The following is a 16,834-nucleotide window of genomic DNA, read 5'->3' on the forward strand; positions in this document are numbered from 1 at the left end:
GTTATCCGGCGGCGTTAACTTGGGCTTCGTGTTTTGGCTCTTTCCTAGTCAGTCTAGTCTACTTCTTCTTCTGAGGTTTTGTGGGTTCATGACCACTTCTTTTTCTCGCCAATCGCTGAATCATCCCGCTCCGCTCAATCGGCCCGAGCCCCAAGAGTCCTTTCGGTTTGCTTGGGAACATGTGCTCTTCTTTGCCATTTTTCACGTGGTGGCTTTGGTGGGAGGCATTTTCTTCTTCTCCTGGCCCGCTCTGGGAGTAGCCCTATTTCTCCACTGGTGTTTCGGTAGCTTGGGCATCTGCTTGGGGTACCACCGCCTGCTCAGCCATCGTAGTTTCCAGGTGCCCAAGTGGCTGGAATATGTCTTCACGACTCTCGGTGCCCTGGCCGTTCAAGGGGGGCCGATCTTTTGGGTGGGCGGCCATCGTCAGCACCACGCCTTCACCGAAGACGAGGAGAAGGATCCCTACTCTGCTCGTAAGGGCTTTTGGTGGAGCCACATACTCTGGCTGATCTACCACCGCGAAGAATTTTTTAACCCTGAGAAGTATTTTGCCTTTGCGCCGGACTTGGCTCGGGATCCCTTCTACCGCTGGCTGGATAGGTACGCCCTGCTTCTGCAGCTGCCATTGGCCGCGATACTCTACCTGCTGGGGGGCTGGTCATTCGTCGTGTACGGTATCTTTGTGCGGACAGTGCTGCTACTGCATTGCACCTGGTTAATCAACTCGGCCAGCCACTTCTGGGGTTACCGGACTTTCGAGAGCAACGACAATGCCCGTAACCTTTGGTGGGCGGCCATTCTAACCTATGGTGAAGGCTGGCACAACAACCATCATGCCGACCCGAAGTGTGCCAGAGCAGGTCTGCGCTGGTGGGAAATTGACATGACCTACTGGGCCATTTGGCTTCTGGCGCGGTTGGGATTGGCTCGCAAGCTACACGCGACCCATCAGCTTCAGGCCAATCGATAGAGATTGATTGGTTGCCAAGTGGCTACCTCCCACTATAATCTTGTCTAGGCTCTAAAGAAAACTTTGAGGGGATCCCTGCTTCTAGGGATCTCTACTTTCTTTGAAAAGGCTAGGCGTCTTCTATTCAGCGACGCATGGATCTCGACCCTGCAGAGTGGTAGATCTGGCCAATGCTGAGGGCTGCACGCGGCTGTGAAGCAGTCAAGGGGATGGAAGGGATTGCCTTGATCTTTGGAGGCCAAGGCTAAGCAGAGGAGAACTAAACTATACTCTGACGAAAGCCAGCCTAGAGAAGTTGGCCGCCAATGCCTATCCAGGGACAGTTTTTTTGCACGTGCGCGTATGGATGCCCAAGATGGCCCAGCGCGCCGCTGCTGAAGACGCTCATGCAGTACCTGGCCAACCAGGAAAATGTCTACACAATCCCTATCGGCGCTCCCAATGGAAAAGCTTTAGTGCAGAGAATGTCACGTGTTCAATCTAGGCCTATTTATTCGATAACTGCACCTGCCCCGGGTCAAACTCCTCACTGAGGCAGTTTTGTCTTAGAACTTGTAGAGGAATCATCCGGGGAGCGCTTTTTGTTTGTAGAGAAGGCTAGTCTTCTAAGGGGCTATACTGCCACGCTCCATAGTGGTCAAGAATACGCTTAATTTGTTCTATGTCGGCATCGGGTTCTTGATGAATATGCAATGCCTCTATTTGGCTGTCTTGGTAGCGAAAGGTGGAGTTTTTTTTCCACTCCAGCTCCGTTTTCACCCCTGAAACACAAGCCAAATGGGCAGCCAATTCCCGATAAACCATCAGGGGCATAGAATCGTAGCGAACAGCGTAGCGTTTCAGCTTGGGGACGCTCACGTATGACAACCCAATCAACGTAGCTCAAAACAACTCAAGTATAGTCACTTCAAGTTAGATTAAGACGCTTCCTAACTACTCCGCGGTGTCGCCCAAATGCTCCGCATCACTTCCGCGAGCCCCCCAATCCCTCTCCCTAAGAGAGAGAAGAGCTAGGAAGCACTGCAACGGAACAGTTTCATTCCTCATTGAAATGACTATAACTTCTGGGCAATACAGTCACCAAAACCCCCCGCTCAACACTCTTTGCTGGACACTTGACCGGCAAAACAGGATAGGACTAAGCAATTTTGTCATCGACCAAAGTGCAGCAGTTTACCTGATCCAGGCAAATCTTTCCCCATTGCAAGGCCCAGCGTACTAAGGCCACCCGATTTGCCGTTCGGGTCTTGCTCAAAATGTTGCTGATGTGATTGTCAACGGTGCGCTTGCTGATCTCTAGGCGTTCCGCGATGTCCTGATTGGTCAGTCCTGCTGCAATCAACTCAATGACCTGCAGCTCCCGTTCGGACAACAAGTCTGCGGAATGATAGTCAGTACCCATTCCGAATGCCTGCTTAAGATGAACTGTAAAGATTACCTACCCCAATTCTAGGGGATCACCCCTGAGATGGATAGCCCTGCAGCAGGGAAATCTTGAGCGATTCTCGGCCAGACTCCGGCTGCAGGCCACTGATGCGAGCGTTTTCGGATAGGCTTCACAAGGGATCCAAGTGCTTCCGGGGCAGTTCCACCTGAACCCACAGCCCACCGGTTTGTGGGTGATTGCGCAATTGGATGGTGCCCCCATGAACCTCGACAATCTGCCGCACAATTGCCAGCCCTAGGCCGGTTCCGCCTTTGCTGCGGGCCCGCGCAGTGTCGGTGCGGTAAAAGGGCTGGAAGACCAACTCAAATTGATCCTCTGGCAGGCCGGGGCCGTGGTCGTACACCTCTAGCCGCACCTGGGATCCCTGCTCCGAAAGCACCACATGGATAGGAGAGTCGGGCTTGCCATACTTGACGGCGTTGTCCAAGAGATTGAGGATGAGGCGGTATAGACGTTGCTCATCTCCCCAGAGGTAAATCTGGGACAATCCGCTCAGGTGCAGTTCCTGGTGGCGGGGTTTGGCCAACGGCTCTACACTTTGCCAGGCCTCGCGCACCAAACTTGCCAGATCCACCCAACGCCATTGGGAGCGGGATGCGGCTCCCAGATTGAGGGCACTGAGTTCGAGCAAGTCTTGAACCAAATGGCTCAGGCGCAGAGTTTCATTTAGCAATCGTTCCACCCAGACTGCTTGAGCGGCATCGACCCGGCTTTGTAAAGTTTCGGCCAGCAAGCGAATGGAGGTGAGGGGGGTTTTCAGCTCGTGAGCCACATCCGAAGCCCAGCGATCCCGCTGTTGGGCCAGCATTTTTGCTTCCAGCCGGTCTTCCAAAAAAATGGCCACGTGCGCTTGCGGCAGCAGCAGCCCCCAAGCCCGCAGCGGAATCGGTTTGCCATCCCCACCGGAAGGGTAGAAAATCCATTCGCGACTTTGGACAGGAGCAGCGGTCTCCTGCCGGCGGGTAGCCTCGATGAGCTGATCCAACTCATAGGAGCGCACCCATTCCAGCAAGAGCTTGATGCCCGGCTGCCATTGGCTGATGCGCAGCAGGCGCTGGGCGGCAGGATTGCACTCCAGCACCACGTTGTTTTCGTCCACCCGCAGATATCCCCAAGGGAGCCGCTGACTCAGGTATTGCCAGTTTTGCAGTTGCTGTTTTTGGTTGGCCCAATCCAGATCTTGTTGGCGAAGATAACGGCTGAGCAAGCTGAGCATCTGTTCCAGGGAGTGGAGGGGCATGGCCAGATGCACCAGGGATCCCAACCGTTGCAATTCGCGGCTGAAACGGCGCCGAGTCTGCCACAGCAGGAGCAACGTGCAAAGCAAACCGATTCCCAACCCGATCAGGATCCCGGCTTCCAGTCCCATGTTCCCACCACCTTTGCTGCCATTGTCGCTCAGGGAAGCAAGAGTGGAGGCGAAAGCCCGGTTGCCGGCCTCTTATCGACGATGTACGAGGGTGGTACTGGCTTGGTCGGTGGGCACAAGCAAGATCTCGCTGATGTTCACGTGGGGGGGACGGGTTGCCGCAAACACCACCACTTCAGCCACATCCATCGCCGTCAAGGGGGTGAGGCCCTGATACACTGCTGCCGCACGGGCGCGATCCCCACGGAAGCGCACTTGGCTGAACTCGGTTTCCACCAGGCCCGGCTGAATCTCGGTGACGCGAATGGGGGTGCCCAGTAAATCCAGCTTCAGCCCCTCGGAGATGGCCCGCACGGCGGCCTTAGAAGCGCAATACACAGCGCCACCTGGGTAGGTCTGCCGACCGGCAATGGAGCCGATGTTCACCACATGGCCTCGACCTCGCTCCACCATGCCGGGCAAAACGGCGCGGGTAACATAGAGCAGACCCTTGAGGTTGGTATCGATCATCTCTTCCCAGTCTTGCAAGGCCCCCATGTGGAGCTTGTCCAAGCCACGACTTAAACCTGCATTGTTGACCAAGATGTCGATGTTGGCCCACGGCGAGGGCAAAGATTGAAGCGCCTGCTGCACGGCTGCCCCATCCCGCACATCCAAAGCCAGCAGGTAGGAAGGAGTGCCGTAAGCCTGCTGCAATTCCCCAGCCAGTTCCTGCAGCCGATCCTGACGGCGGGCCACCAGAATCAGGCGGGCTCCAGAACGGGCAAAAAGGGTGGCACAAGCGGCCCCAATGCCGCTACTGGCTCCGGTGATGAGCACGATGGAGTTTTCAAGCATCATTTGCTAATTCAAATGCTGTGATTTCAGTTGGGTTGAGTCGGAGAAAAATGGACAGCCACCTTCAGCTTCCTCGTCAGTTCGAGGCTACAGCCATTCTAGAGTTCGAGCCACTTCCCCAGGGGGGAGCCTGGGATCCAGCAAACGAATCGTTTCTCTGCCGTTCGGTAGCGACCCTACCGCTCCCTGCAAGAGCCTAAAGAGCATGACTCTAGTCAATAATAAGCTCAACTATACTGAAAATAATGTATAATATGTTCAGTACGGATTACTACCAGTTGATCTTTCTGTTTACTTTCGAGTCTGCCAACATGGTAGCCAAAGCAAAGCAGAAAATTGGTAGTAAGACGACACGGAAACTGCGCTTTGGGTATTCTACTCAAAGCTTTGCGGGATACCGCCATTCTGGTTGGAAACAAACAGAATGCTATCGCTGCATAGTTGAACAGTGATGTTCAGCAGTGTTCAGCGTAAATGTATCAGAGCGCTCCAGCAGCTTGACGCAAGCATACAGAGTATCCAAATGGGGAGTGGGCACCCCCACCAAACGCCCCAGCTCGGTGATGGCTCCCACAATGGCCTCGATCTCCGTCCGTCGCCCCAGCTCAATATCCTGCAGCATCGAGGTGCGATGGGATCCCACGCGGGCTGCATCTTCTAGCCGCTCTTCCAAAGAGACCGGCAGCCGGATCCCCAGAGCTTGGGCTACAGCCTCAACTTCCCGCATCACCGACCGAACTAGAGCATGGGTGGGTGGGTATTGGGCAATTTCATCTTGAGCAGCCCGGGTGAGGGCGCTGATGGGATTGAAGGCGGCATTGCCCCACAGTTTCTGCCAGATCTCGGCCCGAATCTGCGAGGTGAGAGTGGTGGCAAGCTGCGCCTGTTCAAAGATGGCGGCCAAGGACTGCAACCGCCCTGACAGGGATCCATCCGGCTCCCCCAGAATGTAGCGCCCACCCCCTGTGTGCAAGACCACTCCTGGCTCTGCCAACTGCACGGCGATATACACCACACAGCCGATCACCCGCTCTATCGGCAAATGAGCAGCGATAACCCCTTCTGGATCCACGGAAGTCAGGGAATGCCCCTCAAACTCGCCGCCATGCCGGTAGAAGTACCACCAGGGGATACCATTCTGGGCAATCACAATGGGGGTGTCGGGGCCACACAGGGATCCCAGCCGAGGGGCAAGCTGCGGCAAGCTGTGGGCCTTGACCGTCACTATCAGCCAGTCCTGTGGGCCCAGGGCAGCCGGATCGTCGGTGGCTGTCAACCGCTCTACCCAGGTTTGGGAGGGATCCCCCTGCCGGATGAGCTTCAGACCTTGGGTGCGGATGGCCTGCAGGTGAGCTCCACGGGCCACGACACTGACGGGAAAGCCAGACCGAGCCAGGCATATGGCCAAGTGACTTCCCACCGCCCCAGCGCCAACGATACAAATCTTCATGAGTTTATCATCTTTCCGCCACCCACCTCATATCCAGGTGGCCAATTGACATGGAATTGACATGGAATTGACATGGAGCTGTAACAAGGCCCGATACCGGGCCCGGGAGAAATCCTCGACAGCTTTACTCTGCCCCCCCTTGGGTCACCCTTAGGATCCCATATCCAAGTGCCACGCCCACCAGGGTCAGCACAATGCAGAGTCCAGCAATGGTGAAGATCTCGCCAGCCATAGATTCAGCTTCCTCGCAAATGGGATACATCGCCTTCTCAGGATATCGGATCCCGAGCCCTGGCCTTCACTCCAAGGGTGTAGCGGCCCAAACCCAACTCCTCGAAAAACAGTCGTTCTCCCGGACTTGATGAGATCCGGCTATCCACCTCTATAATGAAAGCAATTTACAAGTCTTTACCGGCATAGGCTAAATTGTAATGCCTACAGCCGTAAAACTTGTCCGGTGGCTCTCGAATGCTCTGTTGGGCCTCGTGAGCCCTGGAAACGGTTCTCGATAGGGTCTTGGAGCGCTGGGAATTCTAACCCACTGGAAAGTTCCCAGGCAGTTCTCGCCAAAGAGCCGTTCAAAGAAACTGAGGCAAAAGACCCGAGGGTTGAGTCTTTATACCTAGGCTCCGCTCTTGCTTCGAAGAAGCAGACTTTGTAGTTTCATTAACGTCCTCATTCATTTAGATGTCTTTAAGGAGTAGTTCAGATGACCATAGCGGTAGGGCGCGTGCGTCAGGAGCGAGGATGGTTCGACATCGTCGATGACTGGCTCAAGCGCGACAGATTCGTGTTCATCGGCTGGTCCGGGCTGCTGCTGTTCCCCTGCGCTTACCTAGCCCTGGGCGGCTGGCTCACCGGCACCACCTTTGTAACTTCCTGGTACACCCACGGGTTAGCCAGCTCCTACCTGGAAGGGTGCAACTTTTTGACCGTAGCCGTCTCCACCCCCGCCGACAGCATGGGGCACAGCCTGCTGCTGCTGTGGGGCCCCGAAGCCCAGGGGGACTTCACCCGCTGGTGCCAGATTGGGGGGCTGTGGACCTTTGTGGCCCTGCACGGGGCGCTGGGACTGATTGGCTTTATGCTGCGGCAATTTGAGATTGCCCGGCTGGTGGGGGTGCGGCCCTACAACGCCATTGCGTTTAGCGCGCCGATAGCGGTGTTTGTGAGCGTGTTTTTGATTTACCCGCTGGGGCAGAGCAGTTGGTTTTTTGCCCCCAGCTTTGGGGTGGCGGGGATTTTCCGCTTTTTGCTGTTTTTCCAGGGGTTCCACAACTGGACGCTGAACCCGTTCCACATGATGGGGGTGGCTGGCGTTTTGGGTGGAGCGCTGCTGTGTGCCATCCATGGGGCGACGGTGGAGAACACCCTGTTTCAGGATGGGGATGCGGCCAGCACCTTTCGGGCTTTTGAGCCGACGCAGTCGGAGGAGACCTACTCGATGGTGACGGCCAACCGGTACTGGAGCCAGATTTTTGGGATAGCGTTTTCCAACAAGCGGTGGCTGCACTTTTTCATGTTGTTTGTGCCGGTGACGGGTTTGTGGATGTCGAGCATTGGGGTAGTGGGGTTGGCGCTGAACCTGCGGGCGTATGACTTTATCAGTCAGGAGGTGCGGGCGGCAGAAGACCCGGAGTTTGAGACGTTTTACACGAAGAACATTTTGCTGAACGAGGGGATTCGGGCGTGGATGGCGCCGCAGGACCAGCCGCATGAGCGCTTTGAGTTCCCTGAAGAAGTCCTCCCCCGCGGCAACGCGCTCTAAGCGGGTGCTAACCCTCGAACGCTCGATTTTCCTGGATTCCTTGCATGAGTGTTGAGGTCGAGCGTTCGCCTGTTGGATCCCTGGATTCGATGGGTAGGCGCTCGGCCACTAGCAAGCCCTTTTGTTTTGGATCCCTATTTTGATTGCACTGGTTGTTACTGTTTTTGGAGGCTGGCCTCAGTGACTTCAACGACGTTTGGTTCCGTAGCGATGCAGGATCGCACCCAAGGCGGATTTGCCTGGTGGGCGGGGAATGCTCGCTTGATCAATCTTTCTGGTCGGCTTTTGGGTGCCCATGTGGCCCATGCTGGCTTGATCGTCTTCTGGGCGGGAGCGATGCTGCTGTTTGAGGTGGCTCACTTCACGCCGGATCGGCCTATGTATGAGCAGGGCCTGATCCTGATGCCCCACGTGGCCACTCTGGGCTGGGGGGTTGGCCCGGGGGGCGAGGTGATTGACACCTATCCCTACTTTGTCATCGGGGTGCTGCACCTGATCTCCAGCGCCGTGCTGGGGTTGGGGGGCATTTATCACGCCATTCGCGGCCCAGAAACTCTGGAGCAGTCTTTCCCCTTCTTCGGCTACGACTGGAAAGACAAGAACAAGATGACCACCATCCTGGGGATCCACCTGATCCTGTTGGGGTTGGGGGCTTTCCTATTGGTGGCCAAGGCCATGTGGTTTGGCGGTGTCTATGACACCTGGGCTCCAGGAGGTGGCGATGTGCGGGTGATCACCAACCCCACCTTGAACCCCGCCGTGATCTTCGGCTACTTGTTCAAATCTCCCTTTGGTGGGGAAGGCTGGATCATCAGCGTTGACAACATGGAGGATGTAATCGGCGGCCACATCTACATTGGCATCATCTGCATTGCCGGTGGGATTTGGCACATCCTCACCAAGCCCTTTGGTTGGGCTCGCCGCGCCTTTATCTGGTCTGGGGAGGCCTATCTCTCCTACAGCTTGGCGGCGGTTTCGCTGATGAGCTTCATTGCCACTTGCTACATTTGGTTCAACAACACCGTTTACCCGAGCGAGTTCTACGGCCCCACTGGCCCAGAAGCATCTCAGGCTCAGGCTCTCACTTTCATCGTGCGCGACCAGCGCCTGGGGGCGAACATTGGCCAAGCGCAGGGGCCGACCGGTCTGGGTAAATACCTGATGCGCTCCCCCACGGGCGAGATCATCTTCGGCGGCGAGACGATGCGCTTCTGGGATGTGCGCGCTCCTTGGAAAGAGCCGCTGCTGGGCCCCAATGGGTTGGATCTGGATAAGCTGAAAAACGACATTCAGCCCTGGCAAGCTCGCCGTGCGGTGGAGTACATGACCCATGCGCCGCTGGGATCCCTGAACTCGGTGGGGGGTGTGGCTACCGAGATCAACACGGTGAACTTCACCAGCCCGCGCACCTGGTTGGCTGCTCACAACTTCATCTTCGGCTTCCTGTTCTTTGTCGGCCACCTGTGGCATGCCGGTCGCGCCCGCGCCGCTGCTGCCGGTTTTGAGAAAGGGATCAGCCGCGAGAACGAGCCGGTTTACCGGATGAAGCCGATCCGATAAGGGCATAAGTCCCTCTGGAATGTACCTTTGGCCCCCCTTGCCGGGGGCCTTTTTTTGGGCATCCCCCCCTCAAGGATTGGCAGAAAGAAAGTTTGGGGTGGAAACTGAAGAGCGCTGAGTCATCAGAGCAGATGCACAAGATCCCTGTTACTGTCATCACCGGATTTCTGGGATCCGGCAAGACCACTTTGATCCGTCACCTTTTGCTCAACAACCAGGGCCGCCGCATTGCCGTGTTGGTTAACGAGTTTGGCGAAGTGGGCATCGACGGCGAGTTGCTGCGGGATTGCCAACTGTGTGAGGGGGAGGGATCCATCCCCATTCTGGAGCTGGCCAACGGCTGTCTCTGCTGCACGGTGCAGGAGGAGTTTTTGCCCACCATGGAAGCTCTGTTGCAGCGGCGGGCGGAGCTAGACTGCATTTTGATTGAAACCTCAGGACTGGCCTTGCCCAAGCCGCTCGTGCAGGCTTTCCGCTGGCCCACCATTCGTACAGGCGCCACGGTGGATGCGGTGATTACGGTGGTGGATGGTCAGGCTCTGGCCTCCGGGCAACTGGTGGGGGATCCGGCGGCCCTGGAGGCGCAGCGGCAGGCTGACGAAAGTTTGGACCATGAGACTCCGCTTGAGGAATTGTTTGAGGATCAGTTGAGTTGTGCCGATTTGGTGGTGCTCACCAAGGTGGATCAGATCTCTTCTGAGCAACAGGCGCAAGTGGAAAGCTGGCTGCGCCGGCGGTTGCCCCCTGGGATCCAAATTCTCCCCTGTGAGCGGGGCCAGGTCTCCCCAGAAGTGCTCTTGGGCTTTAATGCAGCGGTGGAAGACCAGCTCGAGCGCCGCCCCAGCCACCACGATCACGGGGAGGAGCATGAGCACGAAGCTTTTGAGTCTTTCTACCTCAGCTTGGAGGGAGGTTATGAGCCGGGATCCCTGGTGGCTCAGCTACGCCAGTTGGCCCAAGAGGAATGTCTTTACCGGATAAAAGGGTTTGTGGCCGTTCCCCACAAGCCGATGCGCCTGGTGCTGCAGGGGGTGGGATCCCGATTTGAAACCTACTACGACCGCCCCTGGCGACCCCAGGAGCCGCGCTTGACCCGACTGGTGCTGATTGGGCAAAACCTCAACCGCGAGCGCATTGCCGCCCAGCTCCAGGCCTTGGCCATCAGAGAAACGGTGGCCCCCACCGGCTGATCCCTGTCGGAGGCGAGTGGGATCCCTTAGGTCCTCGGCTCTCATCCCCCCGTCCCAGAGGGAAAGGAAGTAGCGTCCAGTTCTACTGTTACTCAAAGGTGGTCTAGAGGTAGGTATCCAAAAGAGAGGCCACGGTGGGGAAGTGGCAGCGCAAACCCAGGGTTTCTGGGGAAATGGCCGGGTAAACAAAATGGCGCTGGCGCAGACAGAACTCATCCCAGGCTGAAAGCCGCACCCGAAATAGAAAGGCCAAGCCGCGAACGAGAGCCGGGGGCAGAGGCACTCGGAAATAGATCCGTTTTTTGAAATAAGCACACATCTGTTCCACACATTCATCCCAGGAGAGGGGGGGATTGCCCAACACCCAATCGCCGCCACCAGGCAGATGGGCCACCCAGTGGGCGACCATCTCAGCCACATCGGCAGCGTGGATAAAGTGGAAGCTGGCATCCACCCGCAAAAAGCGGATCAGATCCAGCCAGCGGAGAACGTCCTTGAGGCCGGCAGTGATGTGGGAGTAGGGGTGGTGGGGGCTGCCGCCAAAGAGCAGGGTGGGATAAAGGGTGAGCAGGCGCTCCGGCCAGAAGCCGCTTTCCTGCCGCCGCAGCAGCATCTCGTACTTGCTGCGGATGTAGTCGGTGCCGGCCCGTCCGGCAATGGCCAAAGGCTCCAGGTCCTGGTTCAAAAGGCTGGCCGTGGAAAAGTAGATCACCTGCTGACAGCGCTCCGGATCCAACAACTGAAAGAGCTCCAGGGTGTGGGTAACATTCACGGCCCAAGCCAGGGCGGGATCCCCCCAAGCTGCCGCCATGTGGATCAGCCCGTCCATCTGGCGCAGCAGAGCGGCGTGTTCCCGGATGCGCAGGAGATCGCCGGGTACTAGGGTGATAGGGGCGGGCAGTCGTTCCAGGGGCAGCCGCAGGCGGCTGGTCTCGCGGATGAGAACGTACAGGTGGTAGGCGGGCTGCTCAGGAAAATCGGGATCCCTTTGCTGGGCCAGGCGCTCCAACACGTAGTGTCCCAGGCAGCCGCTAGCGCCGGTAAGAAACAGATTTCGCAAGAGGTCTTCCCAACGGGACTCGATGAAAAAAGCTTCTGACTAGTGTACCGCTTCAGCTTCTGTCTGCCGGACTGCCTGAGCCCTCAATTCCCCTGCAAGAGAGCCGCTCGACTTGGCAAACCCCACACTGGAAATCTGGCCGCAAGGATGTCAGCTAGAAATCGCAGGAGCCCCGCACTGTACCCGTAGGGTCAGTGCCGGGAGGAATGCGCTTTGATGAAGTACAATGAACTTATGAGCCAAGTCCTGACCATATCCTGCAAGCTCAAGGTTTCCCCGTCGCAAGCCGCCAAATTGGACGCGACTTTGAAGGCTTTTGGCCAAGCCTTGAATTGGGTCAACCAGAACACGCCGGAGAAGATCGTCAACGCGGTCAAGCTGCAATCCCTTTGCTACTACGAGATTCGAGCCCGGTTCGGCTTGTCCAGTAACTTGGCTCAACAGGTGTGCAGACGGGTGGCAGGCGCTCGCAAAGTGGCGAGACAGCGCAACCGTCCGGTTAAAGAGTTCAAGCGTAGGTTCGTTACCTACGACGCACGTATCTTTTCATTCCGCGAGAAAGACTGGACGGTGTCGCTGACCACGGTGGAAGGGAGAGAACGCTTTGAGCTAGCCATTGGTAACTACCAGAGGGGAATGCTGGCTGGCTCTAACCCCAAATCGGCCACCCTAGTCCAGCGGAAGGATGGCTCCTACTCCATCCAGATTTGCGTAGAGAAAAACCCACCCAAGCAACAAGATACCGACAAGGTGATCGGGGTGGACTTGGGAAGGACAGATATTGCCCATACGTCAGAGGGGGACAACTGGAATGGACAGCAGTTGAACAAAGTCCGAGACCACTACTCCCGGTTGAGGGCGGTACTCCAACGCAAAGCCAGTAAGGGCACACGCAGTTCGCGGCGCAGATGCAGAGAACTGTTGCAACGGCTGTCTGGCAAGGAGAGACGCTTTCAAGTGTGGGTCAATCATCGCATCTCCAAAGCTATTGTCTCTAGGGCAAAGGCGACAAACAGCGCTATTGCTCTGGAAGACCTGACAGGGATCCGGGAAAGGGTCAATCAACAGCCACGCAGCAAAACCGAAAGGCGCAGGGCCAACAGTTGGGCGTTCTACCAACTACGTCAATTTCTGGAGTACAAGGCGAGGGTTGCAGGGGTTTCTCTGATTCTTGTGCCGCCTGCCTACACGTCGCAGACCTGCCACAAGTGTTTGCATATCCATCCCGATCCTGCGCAATCCTACCGCAGTGGCAAGTCGTTCAAGTGTGGGCACTGTGGATGGGAAGGGGATGCGGATTTGAATGGTGCGAATGTGATTGCGCTCTTGGGGGCTGTCGTAAACCAGCCTAGAGGTCCGGGCTTGTTTTGTTCTCTGGTAGAGCAGAACAGGCTCAGGGCTACTGAAAGCCCGCTCCGTACCGCTTAGCGGTCGGAGCCGGGTAGTTTACCATAGTTCGACAAGAATCCAACTCAAAGAGCGCACCACTTAAGGTATCCATCTGCATCTGTGGCTGTAACCTCCTCTCCGCCTTCCCGTTCCCGCGCTTTTGACCTTTGGCCTCCCCTGGCCTTAGTTTTGCAGCGGATCACCCAAGCCGTACCGGTGCTGCTGTTGATCACGGTGCTCAGCTTTTTGCTCTTGCAACTGGCCCCCGGAGATTTTTTGGATCCCTTGCGGGCGGATCCCAGTTTCAGCCAGGAGTTTATTGCCCAAGAGGAAGCGCGGCTGGGGTTGGATAAGCCCTTGGTTTGGCAGTACTTGACCTGGCTGGGCAACCTGCTGCAAGGGGATTTCGGGGTGAGCTACACCTATCGCGTGCCGGTAGCACAGCTCATCCTCTCCCGCGCCGGCGCTACCTTGCTGTTGGCGGTGTCCTCTGTGGTGCTGACTTGGCTGGTCGCCATTCCCCTAGGGATCCTGGGGGCGCTGCGGCAGAACACCCCCCTGGATCGGGCGTTGCAGTTGCTCAGCTACCTGGGCCAGGCCATGCCCAGCTTCGTGCTGGCCATTTTGCTGCTAATTGTGGCCCAAAACGTGAGCTGGCTGCCGGTAGGGGGGATGACCAGTGTTTATTTTGCCGAGCTTAGTTTGGGGGAAAAGTTGCTGGATCTGGGCCGCCACCTGCTCCTGCCCACGCTGGCCCTGAGCATCACCAGCTTTGCCGGGCTGCAGCGGATTACGCGCGGCAATTTCTTGGATGTGCTGCGGCAGGAATACATCCAGGCGGCGCGGGCCCGTGGGATCCCGGAGTGGCGGGTGATCTGGTTGCACGCGCTGCGCAACGCCGTCAACCCCTTGATCACGATCTTGGGCTTTGAGTTTGCCAATCTGCTCAGCGGCTCTTTTATTGCCGAGTTTTTCTTCAATTGGCCGGGGCTGGGCAAGCTGCTCTTGGAGGCTGTTCAAAGTTTCGACATCAATGTGGTGATGGCGGGGCTTTTGCTGGGGGCCGTGATGCTCATTCTGGGCAATTTGTTGGCCGATTTGCTCCTGATGTGGATGGATCCCCGGATCCGACCCGACTCACTGCTGTAGTTAACCATTGCTGCTACGGATCCCTCAAACAGGCGGCTCAATTGTGGAGACAATATCCCGAATCACCGCCTCAGCCTCTTGCCGTCGGTTGCCGGCCATCTCTCCCGACCCGGCCAGAGAAACCCGATGGGTCAGTACCGGCACGAACAGTGCTTGCAGATCTTCTGGTAGACAAAAGCTGCGCCCTTTCACCAGCGCCTGGGCCCGTGCTGCCCGCGCCAAGGCCAGGGCTCCACGGGTGGATACCCCTGCCCGCAGCAGCTTGGACACGCGAGTGGCCTGCACCACCTGCAGAAGATAGTCCGCCAGGGATCCATCCAAATACACCTGATCCACCGCCGACTGAATCTCTCGCAACTCCATCAGGGAGAGAACCGGCTGCAGAGCATCCACCGGCTCGGCCTGTTGCCGTTGCAACAGCAAGGCTCGCTCTATCTCAGGGCTGGGGTAGCCAATCGACAGCCGTACCAAAAACCGATCCAACTGGCTTTCTGGGAGGGGATAGGTGCCGTGGTACTCCAAAGGGTTTTGGGTGGCCAACACCATAAATGGGCTGGGCAGCGGGTAGGTGCGATCGTCCAGCGAAACCTGCTTTTCCGCCATTGCCTCCAGCAGGGCACTTTGGGTGCGGGGCGAGGTGCGATTGATTTCATCCGCCAAGACCACGTGGGCAAAAATGGGGCCGGGACGAAATTCAAAATCCCCTTTTTCTTTGTTGAAAAGGGTGAGGCCAAGGATATCTGTCGGCAATAGGTCGCTGGTAAATTGAATCCGCTGAAACTTGGCTCCCAAACTCTGGGCAATGGCCCGCGCCAAAGTGGTCTTGCCTACACCGGGCACATCTTCAAGCAAAACATGACCTTCCGCAACCAAGGCCGTGACCACCGCCTGCACCACCTGCGATTTGCCCTGAAACACGGATTCGATATTGGCAATCAGCTTGCCAATCTGTTGGTGCAAGGTTTGTAATCGCTCCGCTGGGATCCGTGCTGAACCAGACCGGGTGCTGACACTCGCCATAAACCATTCCCAAAGGGGCCTATTCCACCTTACAGGCTGGATCCCATTGCCAGCTCAGGGCGGGATCCCGCTAAACCCCAGTGAAAAACCGGAGTATCATAGACCTAAGCCCTCCACAAGGATGGATATCTTGGAACTGTCTTGCAAAAGTGAATATGCTCTCCTGGCCCTTCTGGAATTGGCCCAGCACTACAGTGATGGCCAGGTGCTGCAGATTAAAGAAATTGCGGCCCATCAGTCCATACCCGACCGCTACTTGGAGCAACTGCTGGCCACCTTGCGCAGACAGGGGTTGGTGCGCAGCCAACGGGGATCCAAGGGAGGCTACTTCCTGGCCCGAGCGCCCTGGCAGATCTCGCTATGGGACGTTATTCAGGCCATCGAGGGGGAGGATCTCACCCGTTCCCGCGACTTACCCTCAGGGGATTTCACCCCGGAGCGGGCAGTGCTCCTGAAGACCTGGCAAGAGGCTCAAGCTGCGGCGGTAGCCATTCTCCAGAAGACCACCCTACAAGACCTCTGCGACCGGCAGGCACAACAGCAACAGGCTCGGCTCATGTACTACATCTAGGCCAGAGGCTGGGATCCTTGGAAGGTTTTGGGTTATCCTGAAACCCACTGCTTTTCGAATTGAGCCCTTCCATGACCGTTCGCTCTTCTCGCTCTCAGGCTGCCGATACGTTTTCCGCGGAAGATTTTGCCCAAGCTTTAGACAGGCAAAACCTCAGCTTCCAACCGGGGCAGGTGGTGCAAGGCCGCATTTTCCAATATCAGAACGATGGCGCTCTGGTGGATATTGGCGGCAAATCCCCGGCCTTTTTGCCCCTCAAGGAAGCAGGGATCCGCCCAGGGGAAGATTTGAGTGCGCTCTTTCCTTTAAAGACAGAAGCCGAGTTTCTCATCCTGCGGGAAGATGCAGAAGGACAAATTGTGCTCTCGGCGCGGCGGCTGAGGCTGAAGCGGCTTTGGGAAGAGCTGGCCCAGAAGCAAGCCAACGGCCAGACGGTAACCGTTCCGGTGATCGCCACCAACAAAGGGGGGGTGGTGGTGGATGTGCAGGGGCTGCGCGGCTTCATTCCCCGCTCCCACCTCAGCCAACGGGAAAGTCTGGAGGAGTTGGTGGGGCAATCCTTGACAGCAAGCTTTATCGAGGTGAACCCAGAAGCCAACAAGCTGGTGCTCTCCCAAAGGGCGGCTGTAAAGTCCGAGAACCTGAGCCGCTACACCAGTGGCCAAGTGGTGGAAGGCAAAGTCAGCGGACTAAAACCCTTCGGTGTGTTTGTGGACCTGGAAGAAGGGATAACCGGGCTGTTGCACATCAAGCAGGTCAGCCAAAGTTTTGTAGCCTCGCTACCGGATTTGTTCAAACCAGGCCAACGCATCAAAGCTGTTGTCATCGATGTGGATGAGGCCAAGGGACGGATGGCCCTCTCCCTGCGGGTGCTGGAAAAGCATCCGGGTGAGGTGCTGGAGCAGCTGGACAGGGTTATGGAGGAGGCCGAAGAGCGGGCCGGTAAACTCAAGGGGAGAATAACATCCGACGGCCAAGTCATCTGATCCCATCTCTGCCTCGAGTTCGGATGCAAAACCTGCAGAGGGAAAGCAAGACGCCTTACGGCAAT

Annotated in this window: 16 protein-coding genes, 1 pseudogene and 1 CRISPR repeat array (1 of these 18 only partly in view); of the genes and pseudogenes, 9 read left to right on the plus strand and 8 right to left on the minus strand. The window is 57.1% G+C overall.

Annotated elements, in window-relative coordinates:
• Positions 1-88: 88 nt before the first annotated feature.
• The gene (locus ACVW0B_RS05415) at positions 89-973 is read left to right on the plus strand and encodes an acyl-CoA desaturase (RefSeq protein ID WP_457491140.1); all 885 of its coding nucleotides are present in this window, start codon (positions 89-91) and stop codon (positions 971-973) included.
• 597 nt (positions 974-1,570) lie between these two features.
• Here ACVW0B_RS05415 and ACVW0B_RS05420 read toward each other — a convergent pair.
• The 4 genes from ACVW0B_RS05420 to ACVW0B_RS05435 all read right to left on the minus strand — a co-directional run bounded on the left by ACVW0B_RS05420 (position 1,571) and on the right by ACVW0B_RS05435 (position 4,629).
• Entirely contained in the window at positions 1,571-1,831 is a 261-nt protein-coding gene (locus tag ACVW0B_RS05420) for a hypothetical protein (RefSeq protein WP_414343320.1), read from the minus strand.
• 280 nt (positions 1,832-2,111) lie between these two features.
• On the minus strand, positions 2,112-2,375 hold the full coding sequence (pedR, locus tag ACVW0B_RS05425) for a photosynthetic electron transport-dependent transcriptional regulator PedR (RefSeq protein WP_011432496.1): 264 nt from the start codon (positions 2,373-2,375) through the stop codon (positions 2,112-2,114).
• 154 nt (positions 2,376-2,529) lie between these two features.
• Positions 2,530-3,789 carry a sensor histidine kinase gene (locus ACVW0B_RS05430; protein ID WP_457491141.1) on the minus strand — a complete coding sequence of 420 codons (1,260 nt, stop codon included), beginning with the start codon at positions 3,787-3,789 and terminating at the stop codon, positions 2,530-2,532.
• A 72-nt stretch (positions 3,790-3,861) separates the two neighbouring features.
• Complete coding sequence (locus ACVW0B_RS05435) at positions 3,862-4,629, minus strand: SDR family oxidoreductase (RefSeq protein WP_011432494.1); 768 nt, start codon at positions 4,627-4,629, stop codon at positions 3,862-3,864.
• Positions 4,630-4,883: 254 nt separating this feature from the next.
• Here ACVW0B_RS05435 and ACVW0B_RS05440 point away from each other — a divergent pair.
• Positions 4,884-5,067, plus strand: a pseudogene (locus tag ACVW0B_RS05440) (hypothetical protein); the annotation flags it as partial.
• Here the strand turns inward: ACVW0B_RS05440 and ACVW0B_RS05445 are convergent.
• Positions 5,054-6,076 (minus strand): ketopantoate reductase family protein, encoded by a 1,023-nt coding sequence (locus ACVW0B_RS05445; RefSeq protein WP_457491142.1) that lies wholly within the window; start codon positions 6,074-6,076, stop codon positions 5,054-5,056. The pseudogene ACVW0B_RS05440 and the gene ACVW0B_RS05445 sit on opposite strands and share 14 nt — an antisense overlap.
• Positions 6,077-6,200: 124 nt before the next feature.
• Entirely contained in the window at positions 6,201-6,308 is a 108-nt protein-coding gene (petM, locus tag ACVW0B_RS05450) for a cytochrome b6-f complex subunit PetM (protein ID WP_414329137.1), read from the minus strand.
• A 477-nt stretch (positions 6,309-6,785) separates the two neighbouring features.
• Here petM and psbD point away from each other — a divergent pair, with 477 nt between their 5' ends.
• The 3 genes from psbD to cobW all read left to right on the plus strand — a co-directional run bounded on the left by psbD (position 6,786) and on the right by cobW (position 10,594).
• On the plus strand, positions 6,786-7,844 hold the full coding sequence (psbD, locus tag ACVW0B_RS05455; RefSeq protein WP_414332488.1) for a photosystem II D2 protein (photosystem q(a) protein): 1,059 nt from the start codon (positions 6,786-6,788) through the stop codon (positions 7,842-7,844).
• Positions 7,845-8,054: 210 nt separating this feature from the next.
• The gene (gene psbC / locus ACVW0B_RS05460; protein WP_457491143.1) at positions 8,055-9,404 is read left to right on the plus strand and encodes a photosystem II reaction center protein CP43; all 1,350 of its coding nucleotides are present in this window, start codon (positions 8,055-8,057) and stop codon (positions 9,402-9,404) included.
• A gap of 131 nt (positions 9,405-9,535) precedes the next feature.
• Positions 9,536-10,594, plus strand: a complete 1,059-nt coding sequence (cobW, locus tag ACVW0B_RS05465) for a cobalamin biosynthesis protein CobW (RefSeq protein WP_457491144.1) — start codon at positions 9,536-9,538, stop codon at positions 10,592-10,594.
• A gap of 103 nt (positions 10,595-10,697) precedes the next feature.
• Here the strand turns inward: cobW and ACVW0B_RS05470 are convergent, their stop codons facing one another.
• Positions 10,698-11,654 (minus strand): NAD-dependent epimerase/dehydratase family protein, encoded by a 957-nt coding sequence (locus ACVW0B_RS05470; protein WP_457395952.1) that lies wholly within the window; start codon positions 11,652-11,654, stop codon positions 10,698-10,700.
• A gap of 234 nt (positions 11,655-11,888) precedes the next feature.
• Here ACVW0B_RS05470 and ACVW0B_RS05475 point away from each other — a divergent pair, with 234 nt between their 5' ends.
• Complete coding sequence (locus tag ACVW0B_RS05475) at positions 11,889-13,082, plus strand: RNA-guided endonuclease InsQ/TnpB family protein (RefSeq protein WP_457491145.1); 1,194 nt, start codon at positions 11,889-11,891, stop codon at positions 13,080-13,082.
• 81 nt (positions 13,083-13,163) lie between these two features.
• A complete protein-coding gene (locus ACVW0B_RS05480; RefSeq protein WP_414332248.1) occupies positions 13,164-14,192 on the plus strand; it encodes an ABC transporter permease in 1,029 nt (342 codons plus the stop codon).
• A gap of 24 nt (positions 14,193-14,216) precedes the next feature.
• On the opposite strand, the gene ACVW0B_RS05485 is transcribed toward ACVW0B_RS05480, so the two are convergent.
• On the minus strand, positions 14,217-15,212 hold the full coding sequence (locus tag ACVW0B_RS05485; RefSeq protein WP_457491146.1) for an AAA family ATPase: 996 nt from the start codon (positions 15,210-15,212) through the stop codon (positions 14,217-14,219).
• 130 nt (positions 15,213-15,342) lie between these two features.
• Between ACVW0B_RS05485 and ACVW0B_RS05490 the strand changes: the two genes are divergently transcribed.
• Together ACVW0B_RS05490 and ACVW0B_RS05495 are read left to right on the plus strand one after the other, a co-directional pair.
• Complete coding sequence (locus ACVW0B_RS05490) at positions 15,343-15,783, plus strand: RrF2 family transcriptional regulator (RefSeq protein WP_457491147.1); 441 nt, start codon at positions 15,343-15,345, stop codon at positions 15,781-15,783.
• A gap of 71 nt (positions 15,784-15,854) precedes the next feature.
• Positions 15,855-16,769, plus strand: coding sequence for a S1 RNA-binding domain-containing protein (locus tag ACVW0B_RS05495; protein ID WP_457491148.1), 915 nt, complete (start codon positions 15,855-15,857; stop codon positions 16,767-16,769).
• Positions 16,770-16,812: 43 nt separating this feature from the next.
• A CRISPR array of direct repeats spans positions 16,813-16,834; the repeat unit is 36 nt (it continues 1,754 nt past the right edge of the window).

It is taken from the genome of Thermostichus sp. MS-CIW-23, from assembly GCF_054059455.1.

What these genes read in the sequence shown, in the direction of transcription:
- ACVW0B_RS05415 (WP_457491140.1), top strand. Translation starts at nt 89, where the DNA reads ATGACCACTTCTTTTTCTCGCCAATCGCTGAATCATCCCGCTCCGCTC.
- pedR (WP_011432496.1), bottom strand. Translation starts at nt 2,375, where the DNA reads ATGGGTACTGACTATCATTCCGCAGACTTGTTGTCCGAACGGGAGCTG.
- ACVW0B_RS05475 (WP_457491145.1), top strand. Translation starts at nt 11,889, where the DNA reads ATGAGCCAAGTCCTGACCATATCCTGCAAGCTCAAGGTTTCCCCGTCG.
- ACVW0B_RS05435 (WP_011432494.1), bottom strand. Translation starts at nt 4,629, where the DNA reads ATGATGCTTGAAAACTCCATCGTGCTCATCACCGGAGCCAGTAGCGGC.
- petM (WP_414329137.1), bottom strand. Translation starts at nt 6,308, where the DNA reads ATGGCTGGCGAGATCTTCACCATTGCTGGACTCTGCATTGTGCTGACC.
- ACVW0B_RS05495 (WP_457491148.1), top strand. Translation starts at nt 15,855, where the DNA reads ATGACCGTTCGCTCTTCTCGCTCTCAGGCTGCCGATACGTTTTCCGCG.
- psbC (WP_457491143.1), top strand. Translation starts at nt 8,055, where the DNA reads ATGCAGGATCGCACCCAAGGCGGATTTGCCTGGTGGGCGGGGAATGCT.
- psbD (WP_414332488.1), top strand. Translation starts at nt 6,786, where the DNA reads ATGACCATAGCGGTAGGGCGCGTGCGTCAGGAGCGAGGATGGTTCGAC.
- ACVW0B_RS05430 (WP_457491141.1), bottom strand. Translation starts at nt 3,789, where the DNA reads ATGGGACTGGAAGCCGGGATCCTGATCGGGTTGGGAATCGGTTTGCTT.
- cobW (WP_457491144.1), top strand. Translation starts at nt 9,536, where the DNA reads ATGCACAAGATCCCTGTTACTGTCATCACCGGATTTCTGGGATCCGGC.
- ACVW0B_RS05445 (WP_457491142.1), bottom strand. Translation starts at nt 6,076, where the DNA reads ATGAAGATTTGTATCGTTGGCGCTGGGGCGGTGGGAAGTCACTTGGCC.
- ACVW0B_RS05485 (WP_457491146.1), bottom strand. Translation starts at nt 15,212, where the DNA reads ATGGCGAGTGTCAGCACCCGGTCTGGTTCAGCACGGATCCCAGCGGAG.